General features: G+C 64.5%; 14 protein-coding genes and 1 pseudogene. 9 read left to right on the top strand and 6 right to left on the bottom strand.

The features are described from left to right. Positions 1–135 precede the first annotated feature (135 nt). Positions 136–1,366, top strand: a pseudogene (locus tag IPM18_12195) (ISL3 family transposase). A gap of 75 nt (positions 1,367–1,441) precedes the next feature. Then, the gene (locus tag IPM18_12200) at positions 1,442–2,119 is read left to right on the top strand and encodes a redoxin domain-containing protein (GenBank protein MBK9120344.1); all 678 of its coding nucleotides are present in this window, start codon (positions 1,442–1,444) and stop codon (positions 2,117–2,119) included. A 99-nt stretch (positions 2,120–2,218) separates the two neighbouring features. On the opposite strand, the gene IPM18_12205 is transcribed toward IPM18_12200, so the two are convergent. The 6 genes from IPM18_12205 to rlmN form a co-directional block, all read right to left on the bottom strand. Next, on the bottom strand, positions 2,219–2,779 hold the full coding sequence (locus IPM18_12205) for a hypothetical protein (protein ID MBK9120345.1): 561 nt from the start codon (positions 2,777–2,779) through the stop codon (positions 2,219–2,221). Between the two features lie 91 nt (positions 2,780–2,870). Then, the gene (locus IPM18_12210) at positions 2,871–4,031 is read right to left on the bottom strand and encodes an ABC transporter permease (GenBank protein MBK9120346.1); all 1,161 of its coding nucleotides are present in this window, start codon (positions 4,029–4,031) and stop codon (positions 2,871–2,873) included. An 18-nt stretch (positions 4,032–4,049) separates the two neighbouring features. Next, positions 4,050–5,111, bottom strand: a complete 1,062-nt coding sequence (locus IPM18_12215; GenBank protein ID MBK9120347.1) for an FtsX-like permease family protein — start codon at positions 5,109–5,111, stop codon at positions 4,050–4,052. Positions 5,112–5,200: 89 nt separating this feature from the next. Then, positions 5,201–5,914 carry an ABC transporter ATP-binding protein gene (locus IPM18_12220; GenBank protein MBK9120348.1) on the bottom strand — a complete coding sequence of 238 codons (714 nt, stop codon included), beginning with the start codon at positions 5,912–5,914 and terminating at the stop codon, positions 5,201–5,203. A gap of 48 nt (positions 5,915–5,962) precedes the next feature. Beyond that, positions 5,963–7,576 carry an efflux RND transporter periplasmic adaptor subunit gene (locus tag IPM18_12225; GenBank protein MBK9120349.1) on the bottom strand — a complete coding sequence of 538 codons (1,614 nt, stop codon included), beginning with the start codon at positions 7,574–7,576 and terminating at the stop codon, positions 5,963–5,965. A gap of 862 nt (positions 7,577–8,438) precedes the next feature. Then, positions 8,439–9,623 carry a 23S rRNA (adenine(2503)-C(2))-methyltransferase RlmN gene (rlmN, locus tag IPM18_12230; protein ID MBK9120350.1) on the bottom strand — a complete coding sequence of 395 codons (1,185 nt, stop codon included), beginning with the start codon at positions 9,621–9,623 and terminating at the stop codon, positions 8,439–8,441. A gap of 73 nt (positions 9,624–9,696) precedes the next feature. Here rlmN and IPM18_12235 point away from each other — a divergent pair, with 73 nt between their 5' ends. From IPM18_12235 to IPM18_12265, 7 genes are all read left to right on the top strand, one after another. After that, a complete protein-coding gene (locus IPM18_12235) occupies positions 9,697–10,773 on the top strand; it encodes a branched-chain amino acid aminotransferase (protein MBK9120351.1) in 1,077 nt (358 codons plus the stop codon). 62 nt (positions 10,774–10,835) lie between these two features. Next, positions 10,836–11,219 (top strand): hypothetical protein, encoded by a 384-nt coding sequence (locus IPM18_12240; protein MBK9120352.1) that lies wholly within the window; start codon positions 10,836–10,838, stop codon positions 11,217–11,219. Positions 11,220–11,733: 514 nt separating this feature from the next. Beyond that, the gene (locus IPM18_12245; GenBank protein ID MBK9120353.1) at positions 11,734–12,036 is read left to right on the top strand and encodes a hypothetical protein; all 303 of its coding nucleotides are present in this window, start codon (positions 11,734–11,736) and stop codon (positions 12,034–12,036) included. 44 nt (positions 12,037–12,080) lie between these two features. Then, positions 12,081–12,488 (top strand): hypothetical protein, encoded by a 408-nt coding sequence (locus IPM18_12250; GenBank protein MBK9120354.1) that lies wholly within the window; start codon positions 12,081–12,083, stop codon positions 12,486–12,488. Between the two features lie 64 nt (positions 12,489–12,552). After that, positions 12,553–13,353, top strand: a complete 801-nt coding sequence (gene flgG, locus IPM18_12255) for a flagellar basal-body rod protein FlgG (protein ID MBK9120355.1) — start codon at positions 12,553–12,555, stop codon at positions 13,351–13,353. 39 nt (positions 13,354–13,392) lie between these two features. Further along, a complete protein-coding gene (gene flgA, locus IPM18_12260) occupies positions 13,393–14,445 on the top strand; it encodes a flagellar basal body P-ring formation protein FlgA (GenBank protein ID MBK9120356.1) in 1,053 nt (350 codons plus the stop codon). A gap of 24 nt (positions 14,446–14,469) precedes the next feature. Further along, the gene (locus IPM18_12265) at positions 14,470–15,258 is read left to right on the top strand and encodes a flagellar basal body L-ring protein FlgH (protein MBK9120357.1); all 789 of its coding nucleotides are present in this window, start codon (positions 14,470–14,472) and stop codon (positions 15,256–15,258) included. Positions 15,259–15,303: the final 45 nt, after the last annotated feature.

Here is a 15,303-nt window from a genome sequence, read left to right on the forward strand (position 1 = left end):
GGCATCCGATGGGGCTCCGCCCCAAACCCCCGCCAGGGGCTCTGCCCCTGAACCCCGGCTTCTTTCCCTCCGGTGAGAAGGAAGCCGCCGGAGTTCGCGGCCAGACTGCAAGGAAGCCGAGTGATGCGCGATCAGATGCAGGAGCTGTTCCGGGTGGCATTGGGGCTGGCCGAGCCGTGGGTCGTCAGCAAGATCGAGTTTTCCGGGGACCGGCAGCAGCTGGAACTCTGGCTGGACTTCCCTTCCGGCAGCCGCTTCGCTTGCCCGGAGTGCGGACGCGCGGTTGCGGGGCCTACGACAGCACGGAGCGGACGGCGGCACCTGAACTTCTTTCAGCACAAGACGCTATTGCACGCCCGGCAACCGCGGGTCGAGTGTCCGGACCACGGGGTCAAGACGGTTGAAGTGCCGTGGTCGCGGCCGGGTTCGGGTTTTACGCTGCTGATGGAGGCGTTCATCCTGATGTTGGTGCAGGGCGGCATGACGCCGGCGCAGGTGGCCGTTCTGATCGGTGAGCACGACACGCGGGTGTGGCGGGTCTTGCAGCACTATGTCGAGCGGGCCCGCGCGGCGGACTTCTCGCCGGTGACCGCCATCGGCGTGGACGAGACTTCCCGCCGCGGCCACAACTACATCAGCGTGTTCATGGATTTGGGCAACGAGCCAAGCCGGGTGCTGTTCGCCACCGAAGGCAAGGATGCCCGGACCGTCGCGGCGTTCAAGCGCGACCTGGAGGCTCACGGCGGGCGGGCCGAGCAGATTGAGGAGGCCTGCCTGGACATGTCGGCGGCGTTCATCAACGGTCTGCGCGAGCAGTTCCCGGAGGCCCAACTGACCTTCGACAACTTCCACCTGATGAAGCTGCTGGGGCTGCGGTCGATCAGGTCCGGCGTGAGGAACAGCGGACACACCCGGAACTCAAGGGCACGCGTTACGTCTGGTTGAAGAACGACTGGAACCGCACCGAGAAGCAGGCCCGCGTCTTTGACGAGTTGCGCTCCAGCAAGCTGGCGACCGTGCGGGCCACGCACATGAAGAGTGTCTTCCAGGATCTCTTCGCCTGCGACACCGTGGAAGAGGCTGAACCGCTGCTCAAGCAGTGGTACTTCTGGGCCACCCACAGCCGGATTCCGGCCATGATCAAGGCGGCCAAGACGATCAAGAAGCACTGGGCGGCGTGCTGCGCTGGTTCACTTCGCGAATCAGTAACGGACCGCTGGAGGCGATCAACAGCCTGATCCAGTCGGCCAAGAGAAAAGCCCGCGGCTTCCGCTCGACCCACTACCTGATCACCATGGTCTACCTGATCGCCGGAAAACTCGACTTCAAGCTGCCGGCCATCGCTCAGGTTACCCACACAAAATAGCGAGGAGGCGGTAAAGTTGTCCTGATCGACTTCTGGGCAACCTGGTGCGGACCATGCAAAGCGGAAATGCCGCACGTGAAGAAGGCGTACCAGGCGTACAAGGACCAGGGCTTTGAGATCATCGGTATTTCGCTCGATCGGCAGGAAAACGCGCTCAAGAACTACATCGACACCGAGAAACTGGACTGGCTGCACATCTACGACAAGGACGGCCGGCTCGCGAAGAAGTACGGCGTGCAGGGCATTCCCCAGATGTACGTCATCGGGCGTGATGGGCGCGTGGTGTCGGCCAACGCACGCGGCGCCGGTATCGAGGCAGCCGTGAAGCGGGCGCTTGCTCAAAAGGTCGAAATCGAGAAGCCGATCGACGACGAGATTGAGCGCGGCCTGCGGACCAAGCTCGCCGATGCGGACATACTGCGCGGCCAGGGTAAGTATGCCGAAGCCATCCGGTTGTATGACGAGATCGGCCTCGCCCATCCGGGTCGCCCCACGGGTAAACTGGCGAACGAGCGGGCACGGGTCTTGCGCGAGGATCCGGAGGTGCGCAAACAGATCGAAACGCAATCCTCGGAGAAGTACGAACGCGAGGCCGAGGAAGGCAGCGCCGAATGGCTGAAGGTGGCGCGGCAGATGCGCAACACCGGCAAGCCGGATCTGGCGCGGCGTTACTACCAGCGTATCATGGACAACTATCCGAACTCGCGAGTCGCCAAGACCGCGGAAGAGGAGATGGCGAAGCTGCCGAAGTAACCCCCTTGAGATGGCAGCCCGCGCGGCACACCGGCATTCGCCGCATACCGCGTGGGCGGCCTTGGGATCAGTGCGCCTGATCCGTGGGCGGGGCAATGCTCATTTCACGACGAAGATGCGCTCGGCGTTGATCACCAGTACGCCGCCCTCGGCTCGTTCGGTGATACGGCCGGCGATCACGAGTTCCGCCAGTGGCTTGAGGCCGGCCGCTTGCTGAAGATCCAGACGCAATGGGCGCCCATCCTCGCCCACGACCTGTATCGTGGCGGTGTTGGCCAGCACGACTTCGCGCGGTTCGCAGCAGTAGTCCCAAGGCGTCGGACAGCCGTCGTTGTGCTTTTCGCTGCACGCCACCAGAGACAAGTCCGCGAAAGTGAAGGCCGCACGACCGAGGACGAAAGGTTCGGCGCGGCCACCGATGCGGCCGCGCACGACAACCGCCCCCTCTCGGGCGATATCGGCCTTGACCGCACCCAAGGGCTCGGCCCCCGTGGGTTCCTCGTGGATCAGGACGCCGGCAGGTAGACCGCTATCGGTCGGCCGGCCGGCGGTAGCGCTGTTCTTCGCCGCTTCTTCATGCGCCGGCTGCACATTACGGTCACACCCCCAGACAAACACCATGGCGCCGAGCGCCGTGAACCAAGCTACCCATCGCATCATCGCATACTCCCAATTCGAGTCCAACGAGCTTTCACGTGTGCATTCGATGGATGCCCTGCTTCCACAAGCTCCATCCCATGTCCCAGTTTTTTTACGCCGTCCGGAGCGCTTCGACAATCGGCAGACGCAGACAGCGCCACAGCGGTGGCAGGACCCCGATGATGGCGAGCATGGCGCCGGCCACCAGTCCTCCGAGTACCACCGGGCCGTCCAGCAGCAGAGCGAATGCGCCCATCGAGAAGCGCACCGCAACGCCATCGAGCGTCGCAAGCGCCAGGAAGGTTGCCAGCAGCGCGCCGGTCGCAGTCGCGAGCAGCGATTCCTGTAGAAAACTCACTGCAATTGCCTGACGGGAATAACCGAGCGTCTGTAGCGTACCCAATTCGCGCACGCGGGCGGCGAACGCCGCATACATGGTGTTAAGGCCGCCGAAGAGCCCGCCCAGCCCGATGAGCAGCGCTGTGGCCCAGACCATCGCACGCACAGGGCCGTAGAACTTCAGCAAACTGCCGTAGTAGTCACTCTCCCGGATGGCCGTCATCTCCAGATCGAGTCGCTGCGCTGCGAAGATGGCGACATCCTCAAACTCGGCGGTATCCAGCGTGACCACTACACAGGAGATGCTGTCTCGCTTTGTGGCGATCTGCAAGTCGGTGAGGGGGACCCAGATTTCCGCGTCCATCACCGTATGCGGCGCCTGAAAACGACCCACGATCGTCCAGGCGTGCTGGTCGAACCAGAGCGTGCGACCGAGCTCCAGCTCCTGAGGCGCTAAACCTAGGCGCGTGGCCACGAGCTGGCCAACCACCAGCTCATACTCGCCGGGGCGCGGTGCCCGGCCGGCGACGATCTGCACCTGCGGATGAACGAGGAACGCGGTGGGGGTCACGCCGCGCAGGATCGCGTCCAGTTCACGAGGGTCCTCCGGGCCGGTCTTCACGACCAGCGCCATGTGGATTTCGGGGGAGACGTAGGGCACGCCGAGTCGCTCGCGGATGCCCGCCACGCTACCCGCCACCATGGTGCTCGAGCCCGCGGCGAGCTGGCTGCGCTCAATGCTCTCCTCGCTGCCGACGCGAATCAGGATGACGTTGTCGGGACTGGCACTGACAGAGAGACTGCGCTCCATGCCGCGGACAAAGCCGCTGGCCGCGAGCACAAGCCCCACAACCAGCGCGCTGCCCAATACGCTTGCGAAAAGTCGCAGCGGGGAGCGGCCGAGATTGCGCACAGCGTATTCGAAAGGCAACAGTCGCATACGCGCATCCTCCTAGACAGCCCGGAAACAGGCCACAATTTCGCGTCGCGAGGCCTGCCAAGCCGGAATGAGACCCGCTACGACACCGAGCGCACAAGCGATCCCCAGGCCGGTCAGAAAGACGGCCGGACTGGCCTGTACAGGAATGCTGAGGCCGTCCACCGACATCGCCAACCCCCGCCAGCGTAGGAAACCGACTGCCAGTGCACTGCCGACCAGTCCACCACTGAGACTGACGAGCAATCCCTCGCTCACGATCAGGCGCGCGATGAGGTGACTTGGGTAGCCAAGCGTCTGGTACACCGCGTGCTCCCGGATACGATCCTGCACCGACAGAACAATGGCATTCCCGACGAGTGCCAGGACCGCCAGCAGGCACCCCCAGCCGAGCCAGCGCATAAAGCCAACAATCTCGATGATGTCGCTTGCGGCCCGCGCCACGAAGGCCTTTTCGGGGCTGGTGTGGGTCGGATCCTGATCCACGGCAAAACGGTCGTCGATGGCTCGGGCAACATCGTCGAGGTACTTGGGATCCGCGACCTTGACGTTGAACTGTGTCACGATGCCGCCCGAACGGCTCCCGGACTGGAACTGGAGGAAGTCGAGGTGGGTATATGCCACATTCCAGTCCTGGGGTTCGCGGGAGCGGATGATGCCGGCGACGTACACGTTGATGCCGGCGGCTTCGAACCGGTCCCCGACCCGGAAACCGCGGCGGCGGGCCAGGGTCTCACCGATCAGGACGGCATCGCTGCGCCGTTCCCAGTCCTGGACGGAGCCACCGAGCAGTTCGAACCCTGGTACAAAGGCCGCGACGAAGGACTCACGCTGCACTCCACGGAAGGTCACCACGTCAAGACTCGCGCGGCAGTTGCTGACCACGATCTGGACCGGTACGACACTTACGACACCGGGAATCTGGCCGATCTGCTGCTCATACGACTGTGGTAACCGACTCGTGAAAGGACAGTAACGATCCTTGCGATACACGACGAGCGTCGTGTCCTCGGCGCTGGTGCGGGTGGCGGCTTCGACACCGGCCTGCATGGCCTGCACCGCGGAGAACAGGAACATGGCGACTGCCACACCGAGCACAGTCAGGATCGTGCGGGTACGGTGCCGCACGACCTGTTTCCAAACCAGCGGGATGAAACGCGGTGCGATCAAGAGGGCACCTCCTGGCGAATGGGAGCGGAACTTGCCACGGCTTCCACCAGACGGCCTTTCTCCAGGTGCAGCACCTGGCGAGCGTACTCCGCGCTGTGCGCATCGTGCGTCACCATGATGAGCGTCTTGCCAAGCTCCTCGTTGAGGCGGGCGAGCAACCCGAGAATCGCCTTCGCGGACTGGGCATCGAGATCACCAGTCGGCTCATCGGCCACGATGATCTTCGGGTCGGTCACGATGGCACGGGCAATTGCGACGCGCTGCTCCTGCCCACCGCTGAGTTGGCGCGGGTAGTGATCGTGGCGATCGGCCAGGCCCACGAGCTCCAGCGCCAGTGCGACCTTCCGATGCCGGTCACGGCGGCCGAGCTTATGCAGCAGGAGCGGCAGCTCGATGTTTTCGTAGGCAGTCAGTGTCGGGACGAGGTTGTAGAGCTGGAAGATGTAGCCGATGTACTCGCTGCGCCAGGCGGCGAGCTGCGAGCGCGACATCCGGGTCAGCTCATGCCCGGCAATGCGCAGACTGCCCGCGGTCGGGCGGTCGATGCCGGCGATCAGGTTGAGCAACGTGGTTTTGCCGCTGCCGGACGGACCCATCAGTGCGAGGAAGTCGCCTTCCTCGACATCGAGATCGAGCTCCGCAAGCGGCTTGATGAGGTTTTCGCCCTTGGTATAGGTCCGCGTCAGTTGTCGGCATTCAATTAATGGCATGCGGAATAACTCCGAAAGTAAGGGGCGCGCTGGGCTGGTGCGTGCATCTCAATGCCTCCCCAGTGGTCGGTGCTCGCGGCGCGGACCGGTGTCCGGCCCATGGCGTGCAAGCGCCGCCTCGCCCGTCACACGTATCCGCTGGCCATCGCGCAGTCCCGTCAAATTTGCGATCAACCGGTCACCGGGATGTAGTCCATCCACCACCGCTACCCAGCCGTCCTCCTGGGTCGCCCCCAGTCGCACGAGCCGTTGTACGGCCACGTTCCGACCCACGTCGGCCACCCAGGCATGCGCCATGTCGTCACCCATGCGGTGCAACAATTCGAGCGGCGCGTACACGGTCAGCCCCGCGCTTGCCACGGTAGGGGCGCCGGCGACGCTACCGTAACTCAGGAACCGCGCCCGCGCGAGCATCTCGGGTTTCAATTCCGCGGCTGGCTGCTCAATTGCGACTTTGACTTGCAGTGTATTTTTCGAAATGTCTGCCTCGTTCACCATGCGTGTCACCCTTCCGCGGAACGAACGCTCGGGCAGCACATCGACGACGATCTCCGCCGGTTGCCCCACCCCGACCTTGGCGGCATCGACCAGCGGCACATCCACGCGCACCTGCAGCTTCGCAGGATCGTAGATCCGCACGACCTGCGCCGAGCGGGGCTCATCGCCGCCCAGCATCAACTTAGAACCCGGTTCCTTGAGGCGATTCATCACGATGCCGGCGGCCGGCGAGCGCACTTCCATGCGTTCGAGTCGCAGGGCGGCCTCATCACGCGCGACTAGGGCGGCATCTCGTGCGGCCGCCGCCTGTGCGGCCATGGCACGAGCTTCCGCGACGTTACGCGTGTCCGTGATGCGGAGACGCAGATTCTCCTCCGCCGCCCGCAACTCGGCGGCAAGCCCTTGTAGTTCCGCTTCGAGAATCGGGCGGCGGGCCTGCATCATCGCAACCGCGGCCTGTTGGGCGGCATGCGCCTGCTGGACACGGATGAGTTCGATGTCACTGGCACGCCCGGCGGAATGCAACGGCTTCACACGCTCGTACTCAGCCGCCGCATACTCGGCCTCGGCCTCGGCCTGCGCCAGCTCGAACGGCCAACGATCCAGTTCCGCCTGCTTCTGGACGTACTGTGCCTGCGCCGTCTCAAGCATCCGGCGCAGTTCGATCGGGTGCTCCCAGTCGGCCTCGGCCGCCGCCAGTTGCGCGGCGGCGCTGGCAACCTGGGCCTCGGCCGCAGCCAGTTCGGCCACCGCGCGGCCAAGTGCCAGCCGAGCATCGTCGTCCACAAGACGGGCGACCACTTGCCCGGCGCTGACGGATTGCCCCTCCAGCACGAGCAGTTCCGCGATAATGCCGTCGGCCAGGGCCGTTACGGCAATTGAATACGGATCGGCCTCGATCCAGCCGGGGGCTTGGACCGTGGCCCCCCCGGCGCTTGGGACAGACGGCGCACCGCTGTCCGCCGCCGTGACCCCGGCGGGCTCTTCCGACGCCACCCCGGAGCGTTGCAGTACGGGCACCACTTCAACGGGCGTCGCCGGCCAGAGCGCTGTACCTGCTGCATAGAGGAGCGCCAAGCCGGTCGCAGCAAAAACCGCCCCCGGTAACAGAATGCGTGTCCGCCAGCGCGCGCGTGGCGGTGGTACCAGGGTATGGGAACCCACGGGGGTTTCCGTACCTCCGCGCACGAGGGCGGAAAGATCATGACGGTTGCCTCCGGATGGCGGCTGGGTACCGGACGAAGATGCATGCGCGGGCCCGGCCCGGCGATGCTCCTGCGTGGTCATTGGGGATGCTCCTGCGAATGAAGCCACACTCTGCGCGGTGGCGCGATCAACCCGCTTCAACAGCCAGAACAGCAAGCGTATGGGAACGGACGATTGGGAGGGTGCTACCCACCAGCGCCAGTGCATACGCCAACAGGGATTCGATCCTGGGGGGGCTAGGCGCGCGGCGGGTGAAAGATGTCGCAGGCGACGCGTGAAAGTGGCGTGAATAAGGAATGGGGGCGCAGGCGCTGCTCGCCACGGAGCGCTAGGTCGGTGTGCTCAAGGCCACGATCCAGCGGTACTGGTGTTTTGCTGATCGCACAGGGTCCCTCGCAGCCAGGCGGGCAACTGCAGGGCCGCTCGTCCGCAGGGGTGCTCGAGTCGCTCGATGTCGGCGTAGGCAGGGATGCTATCGGCACCAACGTTCCACCGCAGCAAGAATGCGGTGTACTGGTGGCTGCGGTTTCAGACTCATCCACATCATCCGCCACCTGCCCTACCGTCTGCTGCGGGTGGTGCGAGCACAAGCACGTACTACCCGTCAGGGCCCGGGCCGGGAGCAAAAGCGCAATCGCCGCGAGCACGGTAAACAACCGCTGCGTCGCGAACAAGTAATTGTGCCGTTGCGAAATCACACGGTCTCTCGAATCCAGCCCTACGGAGGTAACCACGGCCTAATGGACTATATTTCGGCTACGTGAGAATGCCAAGCCAAACTTTGCCGGCGTGCGCGTGAACGATTAAAATTCAACCGGGATCAGTTTTCGGACGTGCCCCCCAAGCCGGCACCGGCGACGACTCTACGGCGAAGCTGGCCACAGGCGGCGTCGATATCCTGCCCGCGGGAGGTTCGGATGTGGGCATTAACGCCGCGGTCACGCAGTTGGCGTTGAAACTCGTAGCTGGACTCGCTGCTTGGACGGCGAAACGGCAAGCCCTCAACCGGATTATACCGCAGCAGGTTCAGGTTGCAGCGCAATCGGCGGGCGATGCGAGCGAGCGCATCGGCGTGCTCGGGGGCCATGTTGACGTCATCCAGAAGCACATATTCCAGTGTAATCTCGCGACCGGTCTGGTCGAAGTAGTAAGCACATGCGTCGAGCAGTTCGCGAATGGGGACCTTCCCCCACGGAATCAGCTCCAGACGCAGATTTTCTTCGGGCGCGTGCAGCGACAGCGCCAGGTTGAGTTGCAGCCCCTCATCCGCAAGTCGGCGGATCTGCTTGGGCAGCCCAACGGTACTGAGCGTAATCTTGCGAGCCCCGATGTTCAGCCCCCAGGGAGCATTGATGGTCCGCACAGCCCCAAGCACGGCATCATAATTCGCGAGTGGCTCGCCCATACCCATCAGCACAATGTTCGAAAGGCGGGCATCGGATGGGATCTCCTCCGCCTGCGCAGCAGTGTTGACGAGGCGACGCACGCGGAGGGCCTGTTCCACGATCTCGCCGCGGGTCAGGTTGCGCTGCACGCCGTTGATGCCGCTGGCGCAGAACCGGCAGCCAACCGGGCAGCCGACCTGCGAGGAAATGCAAGCGGTATGCCGTACGGCCTCGGGAATCCAGACGGATTCTACCGAGCGGCCGTCGGGCCAGGTCAGCAGTAACTTGCGCGTGCCGTCGGTGGAAATGGTCTCGGCAGTGACCGTACCGCTGTAGAGCAGGCAGTGTTCGATCAGGTGGCCCCGCAGACCTTTCGAGAGGTTGGTCATCTCTTCGAAACGTTCGATACCTTTCACATAGATCCAGTCGAGCACCTGGTCCGCGCGGTAGCGCGGCTCACCCCAGGTCTCGAACAGACTGCGCAGTCCGGCTGGGTCGAGGTCGAGCAGGTGGACGCGCGACGGAGACGTCGTATCCGTGGGTGGCACATCGGCATGGTCCATGGCGGGATTATACGACGGAACCAGTCGTTCGGCGGCGCGGCCACCCGTGCGAGACACCGGCGCTCCAAGGAATCCCGTCAGTTGCCACCCCTGCCGGCCCGGCCTATTCTGCCTATGGAAGGAGGTTGCCATGACCGCCATCACCGGACCCTGCGCCACCGATCGATCAGACGCTGGTCTCCCCCGCGCCGATTTCGATTGGAGCACGCTGGCGTTTGGGTACTATCGGACAGACTACAACCTCCGCTGCCTGTTCCGCGATGGGCACTGGGACCAGGGCACTCTCACGCCGGACGAAACGCTCCCAATCCATATGGCCGCCACTTGCCTGCACTACGGTCAACAGTGCTTCGAGGGTCTGAAGGCGTTCGAGACGCGCACCGGAGAGGTGGTCGTTTTCCGGGTCGACGAGAATGCCAAGCGGATGGAACACTCCTGCCGCAAGATCCACATGGCCCCGGTGCCGCACGAATTGTTTATCTCGGCGATTGAGCGTGTCGTTGCGGCCAACCGGCGGTTCGTCCCGCCCTACGGTACCGGGGCAGCGCTGTACATCCGCCCGCTGGTGATCGGTACGGGGGCCCAGGTCGGCGTGAAACCGGCGTCCGAGTTCCAGTTCATCGTATTTGTGACGCCGGTCGGGCCGTATTTCAAGAGCGGTTTCAAGCCGGTCGACCTGATCGTCGAGGAGGAGTACGACCGTGCCGCGCCTAACGGCGTCGGGGATGCCAAGGTGGGTGGAAACTATGCTGCCGGGCTGCGCGCCTCGCTCCGGGCCAAGGAACGCGGCTATTCCGAGGTGCTCTACCTCGACGCGCGCGAAAAGAAATACATCGACGAATCAGGACCCGCGAACTTCTTCGCGATCACGGCCGAAGACCAGTACATCACGCCCGAAAGCGGGTCCATCCTGGCGTCGATCACGAACAAGTCGCTGATTGCGCTGGCCCAGGAAATGGGACTGCGCCCACAGCGGCGACCGGTCGCCGTCGAGGAATTGCTCGGCTTCCGCGAAGCAGGCTGCTGCGGCACCGCGGCCGTCATCACGCCGGTAGGATCCATTACGTGGCGCGATCGCAAGATCGTCTACTCGCAGGATGGTCATCCCGGACCGCGTTGTGCGGAGTTGTACGACAAGCTGCGAGCCGTTCAGGTGGGTGATGCGCCGGATACCTACGGCTGGCTGCGGCGTATCCCGACGTCGTAACCATCTCAGTTCCGCTCAAGCGCCCATCGGGAGCAGCGATTGCAGAGAGTAGCAGTTGCAACATGGAAGAACTGTCCGTTGAGCGCCGCGGGGAGTTGATCGAGCGGTGGGCGCATGCGCTCGTGCGCAGGGGCTACGGGGCGGCCGCCCTTTTCATACTTGAAGGCCACAAGCCCCTCGCCCCCCTTGGAGCACAACTCGCCCTGCTGATCGAACCTTATGCTTTCGGCCGCGGGCGCGGCACGTTGCGCGAGTTCGCATCCTTCCTCGATCAACCGGAAAACGTCGAAGCGCTCCTGCGACGCATTGAGGAGCTGGACGATGCGGCCCGCAGCGCGGCCGCAGCCGTAAAAGCACGGCGCAAGGAAGTGCGCCGCCGGGCTCGACGTTGGCGACTGCTCCGCGCGAAACGGGTACTCACACCGCCGCCGAGTACTTCTGCCTGACCACACCCGCTTCTGCCCCTGCAGATCCTGCAAGGCCGCGCAAGCGCCGCGCGAAAGTCCGACTCGTGGACACCCATTGAAGAGCACCCCGAGACGCTGTCACTCTGCATCTTAAGTCATAATCTTACAACTATTTAGCTATCTTCCCGTGCCGCTCTCCGGCGGTCTCCACTCCTCTGGCATGCCCCCTGCCCTAGTGCCTTGCACGCGTTGGGGTCGCGGCACATGGATGTGCCTCACCTGACGCGAACCGAGTCGGGAGCAGCTTGATGCGACGACAGCTTCCCAGGACGTGGGTGGCAGAAAGGTGGTCGTCATCGGCCGCGCACGGTGGCCCCATGCCCCAGGAGCATACCACGCCGCCGGACGCGTCCGCTTCCTGCTCGGATTGGAGCCATTTGGGACGGCGGGTGCTGGCCGAGGCGTGGCGACGCTTCACGGAGGAACAGGTCGCTGGCCAATTGCCACCGACCACACCCGCCGTTCCGGCTCCGCACACACCGGAGGAAACCGCGTGATCTTCGGTCTGTACCACTCCGCCGCAGGGATGATGACGACCGAGTACCGGCAGTCGGTCCTGGCGAACAACCTCGCAAACGCTGAGACCGTCGGTTTCAAACGCGACGTGGCGACGTTCGCGGAGCGCCTGCCGGCCACACTGGCCGGCTTGCAGCAGGGCGCGAGTGCCGTAGATCTCGAAGGACTTTCCGGGGGCTGTGGCTTGGTACGACACACACGGATTTCCGCGAAGGACCGAAGCAACCCACCGGCAACTGGCACGATGTCGCGCTCCATGGGCCCGGTTTCTTCGCAGTAATGGCGGAGGGCCAGACCCAGTTCACGCGCGACGGACGTATGCAAATGCGCTCCGATGGTCTGCTGGTCGCGGCGTCCGACGGCGCCCCCATCCTCGGTCCGGGCGGCGTGCCCATCCGGTTGAATCCACACGCCGCCGATACCGCGATCGACGAGCACGGACAGATTCTCCAAGACGGCAGTGTGGTCGCGCGGTTGGGGGTAACAGATGTGGCGAACTACACCGCACTGCGCAAGACAGGCGCTGGCCGCTTCATCGCGCCGGAGGGCGCAGCGACCGAGGCGCCGGCGACACTCGTGCAAAGCGGCTATGTCGAAACCTCGGGGGTTGAACCGATCGCGGAACTGGTGGACCTGATGACGGCCTCGCGCGCCTACCAGGTCAACGCCCGGATGATCGCGCTGCAGGATGAAACGGTCAGTCGGCTGATCTCTTCCGCACTGCGCGTCTAGCAACAGTGGAAATTGGCCGAGCCCCCGGCCCGCTGAGGGTCGCGGCATCAGGAGTTGAACCCCCATGGCGATTACCGCACTTCACACCGCCGCGACCGGCATGCAGGCGCTGTCGACCAAGATCGACGTGATCGCCAACAACATTGCGAATGCGGACACCGTCGGTTTCAAGGCCGCGCGGGCGAACTTCCAGGACCTGCTGTACCAGTTGCGGCAGCAGCCGGGCGTGCAGACCAGCGACGAAAGTGAATCGCCACTGGGTACGCAGATCGGCCTGGGTGTGGCCTTGAGCAATACCCAGACGCTATTCAAGCAGGGTTCGGCGATCCCGAGCGGCGAACCCCTCGACGCGATGATTCAGGGGGATGGTTTCTTCCAGGTCGAGTTGCCGGGCGGCGGCACGGGCTATACGCGGGCCGGCAACTGGATCCGCAATTCGGAAGGTGAGCTCGTGCTGGGTCATAGCTTCGGCTACCGGCTGAAGGATTCGCCCACGATTCCGGACGATGTGCCGCGTGACCGCATCGGTATTTCGAGTGACGGCCGGATCATCGCCACGATGCCGGACGGCACCGCCCAGGAACTCGGTCAAATCGAACTGGCGCGCTTCGTGAATCCTTCTGGCCTGCTGCACGAGGGAGCCAACATCTTCACCGCCACGCTGGCTTCCGGTGAACCCATCGAGGGCACCGCCGGTACGGACGGGCGGGGGCAGATCATGGGCGGCCACCTCGAGCAAAGCACCACCGAAGCAGTAGCCGAGCTGGTGGAGCTGATCAAGGCCCAGCGCGTCTTCCAGATGAACTCCCAGACGATCCAGGCCGCAGACGAATCCCTGCGCACCATCGCGAGTTTGCGGCGTTAACGCGGCTGACACCGGCGGCGGAGCCGCGGAGGTAGGAACATGAAAATGAGGAACGCACTCATCCTGCTCACGGCGCTGCTGGGGACCGGCGGCGCCGCCTGGGCCGAGGAGGGGTTGCAGCGCCTGCGACTCATGAGCCGGGCTGAAATCAGCGGTCCGATTCCAACGCTCGCGGATGTGCTGGTGCTCGAAGTGGCGCGTGAGGAGCTGCGCACAGCGCTGGCAGCCGCTCCGCTCCTCCCCGGCACGGGCGAGCAGATGCCGCCGCTGATTACGCACGCCCAAGTCATGGCCCGGCTGGATGCGATCGGAATCAACCTCGCCCGTGTCCTTGTCAGCGGTGCCATGGAGTGCACACTGGTGCGTGTCCGCCCGGTGGATGCTACCGGCAATGTCACCGCCCCCCTGCTTCGCAACCCGCGCGAAGACGTGGGCGACCTGGACATGCCGACGCTCGCAGACGTGCTGCGGGCACACGTCGACGCGGAGCTGCGGGCACTCGGCGGCCATGCCGACCTGCGCTTCGAGGGTGCCAGCCAGCAGTACCTGCGCCTCACGACACCCCCGTGGGAGTTCTCCATCAGTTCACGAGACCGCAGTCCACTCGGCTTGCGCACGTTTCGGGTGCTGATTCGCCGCGCTGGCCACGCCCAGCGCCGCATCGAGATCCTCGCACACGTCCGCCTGGTTCGGCAGGTGGCGGTAGCGGCCCGCCCCCTGAACCCGGGAAACGCATTGCGGCGGGAGGATCTCACCCTGAAACCACAGACCTTCGATGACGCCACGGCGCTTGGTTTTGCCACGCGCGAGGAACTCGTCGGCCTGCAGATTCGCAAATTCACGCCCATCGGCGAACTGATCACTGCGGACGTGGTGAAAGCGGCGCCGCTGGTTGCACGCTCGCGGCCCGTCACCGTCATGAATGAGTCGGGTGGCGTGCGGCTGCAACTGAGCGGGATTGCGCTCGACTCGGGCGGTTTCGGCGACGCGGTCCGGGTCCGGCTCGGCCACGAGCGAAACAGTCGGCGCATCGTAGACGGCGTGGTCACAGCGCTGGGGACCGTGCGGCTGGTTTCTTCCAACGACTCCTGAGCACCAGCAGGGAGCAGCAGACCTATGAACGCTTCACCTTGGATCACAATGTCGGCACGTGTCGCTCTCGCCCTCCTGGTGCTCGGCCTTGCGGCGCCGGCCCTTGCCCAGCGGAACTCCCTCTTTGGCGGTCCGGCGCCCGAAGGTCCGCGGCCGAGTCCGACGACCCAGCCCGCGCGCGGCCCGGGCGGTACCAAGGAGCACGCCACTTGGCAGGCCTCGCTCGCGGCGGAACGGATCAAGCCCCGTCCGAACGGCACTCTGTTGCGCGTCTCACCGTTCGCGGTAGAAGTGCCCGAGCCGGAGAAGGTCAAGGTCCACGACCTGGTCACGATCATCGTGCGCGAGAGCAAGAGCGCGACGACCGACGGCAAGATGGAATCAAACAAGAACTGGAGCTTTGACACGGAGCTGTCCAAGTGGATCCGCCTCAGCGGCGTAGCCGGACTCGTCCCTGCGCAGTTTCCCGAGGGCAACCCGGCCGCACTGTTCGACTTCAAGAACAAGTACGGCGGTGATGGAAAGTACGACCGCAAGGACGAGCTGACGACGCGGGTCACGGCGCGGGTCGTGGACGTAAAGCCAAATGGCAACCTCGTTCTCGAAGCCAGCAAAGTCATTGAGATCGACGAGGAGGGCTTCACCATCACGCTTACGGGCGAGTGCCGCGCCATCGATATCACGCCGCAGAACACCGTGTTGAGTACACAGATGGCGGCGCCGGAGATCAAGGTCAAGCACGCGGGCATCGTCCGCGATGCGACCCGCCGCGGTTGGCTGATGCGGGGATTGGACCTGTTCCGGCCGTTCTAGTCGACGAGGGCCGGGAAGCCCCCGGGCACCGAGGTTCAGATGAGA

The organism is Phycisphaerales bacterium (genome assembly GCA_016716475.1).
Taxonomy (GTDB): domain Bacteria; phylum Planctomycetota; class Phycisphaerae; order UBA1845; family Fen-1342; genus JADJWG01.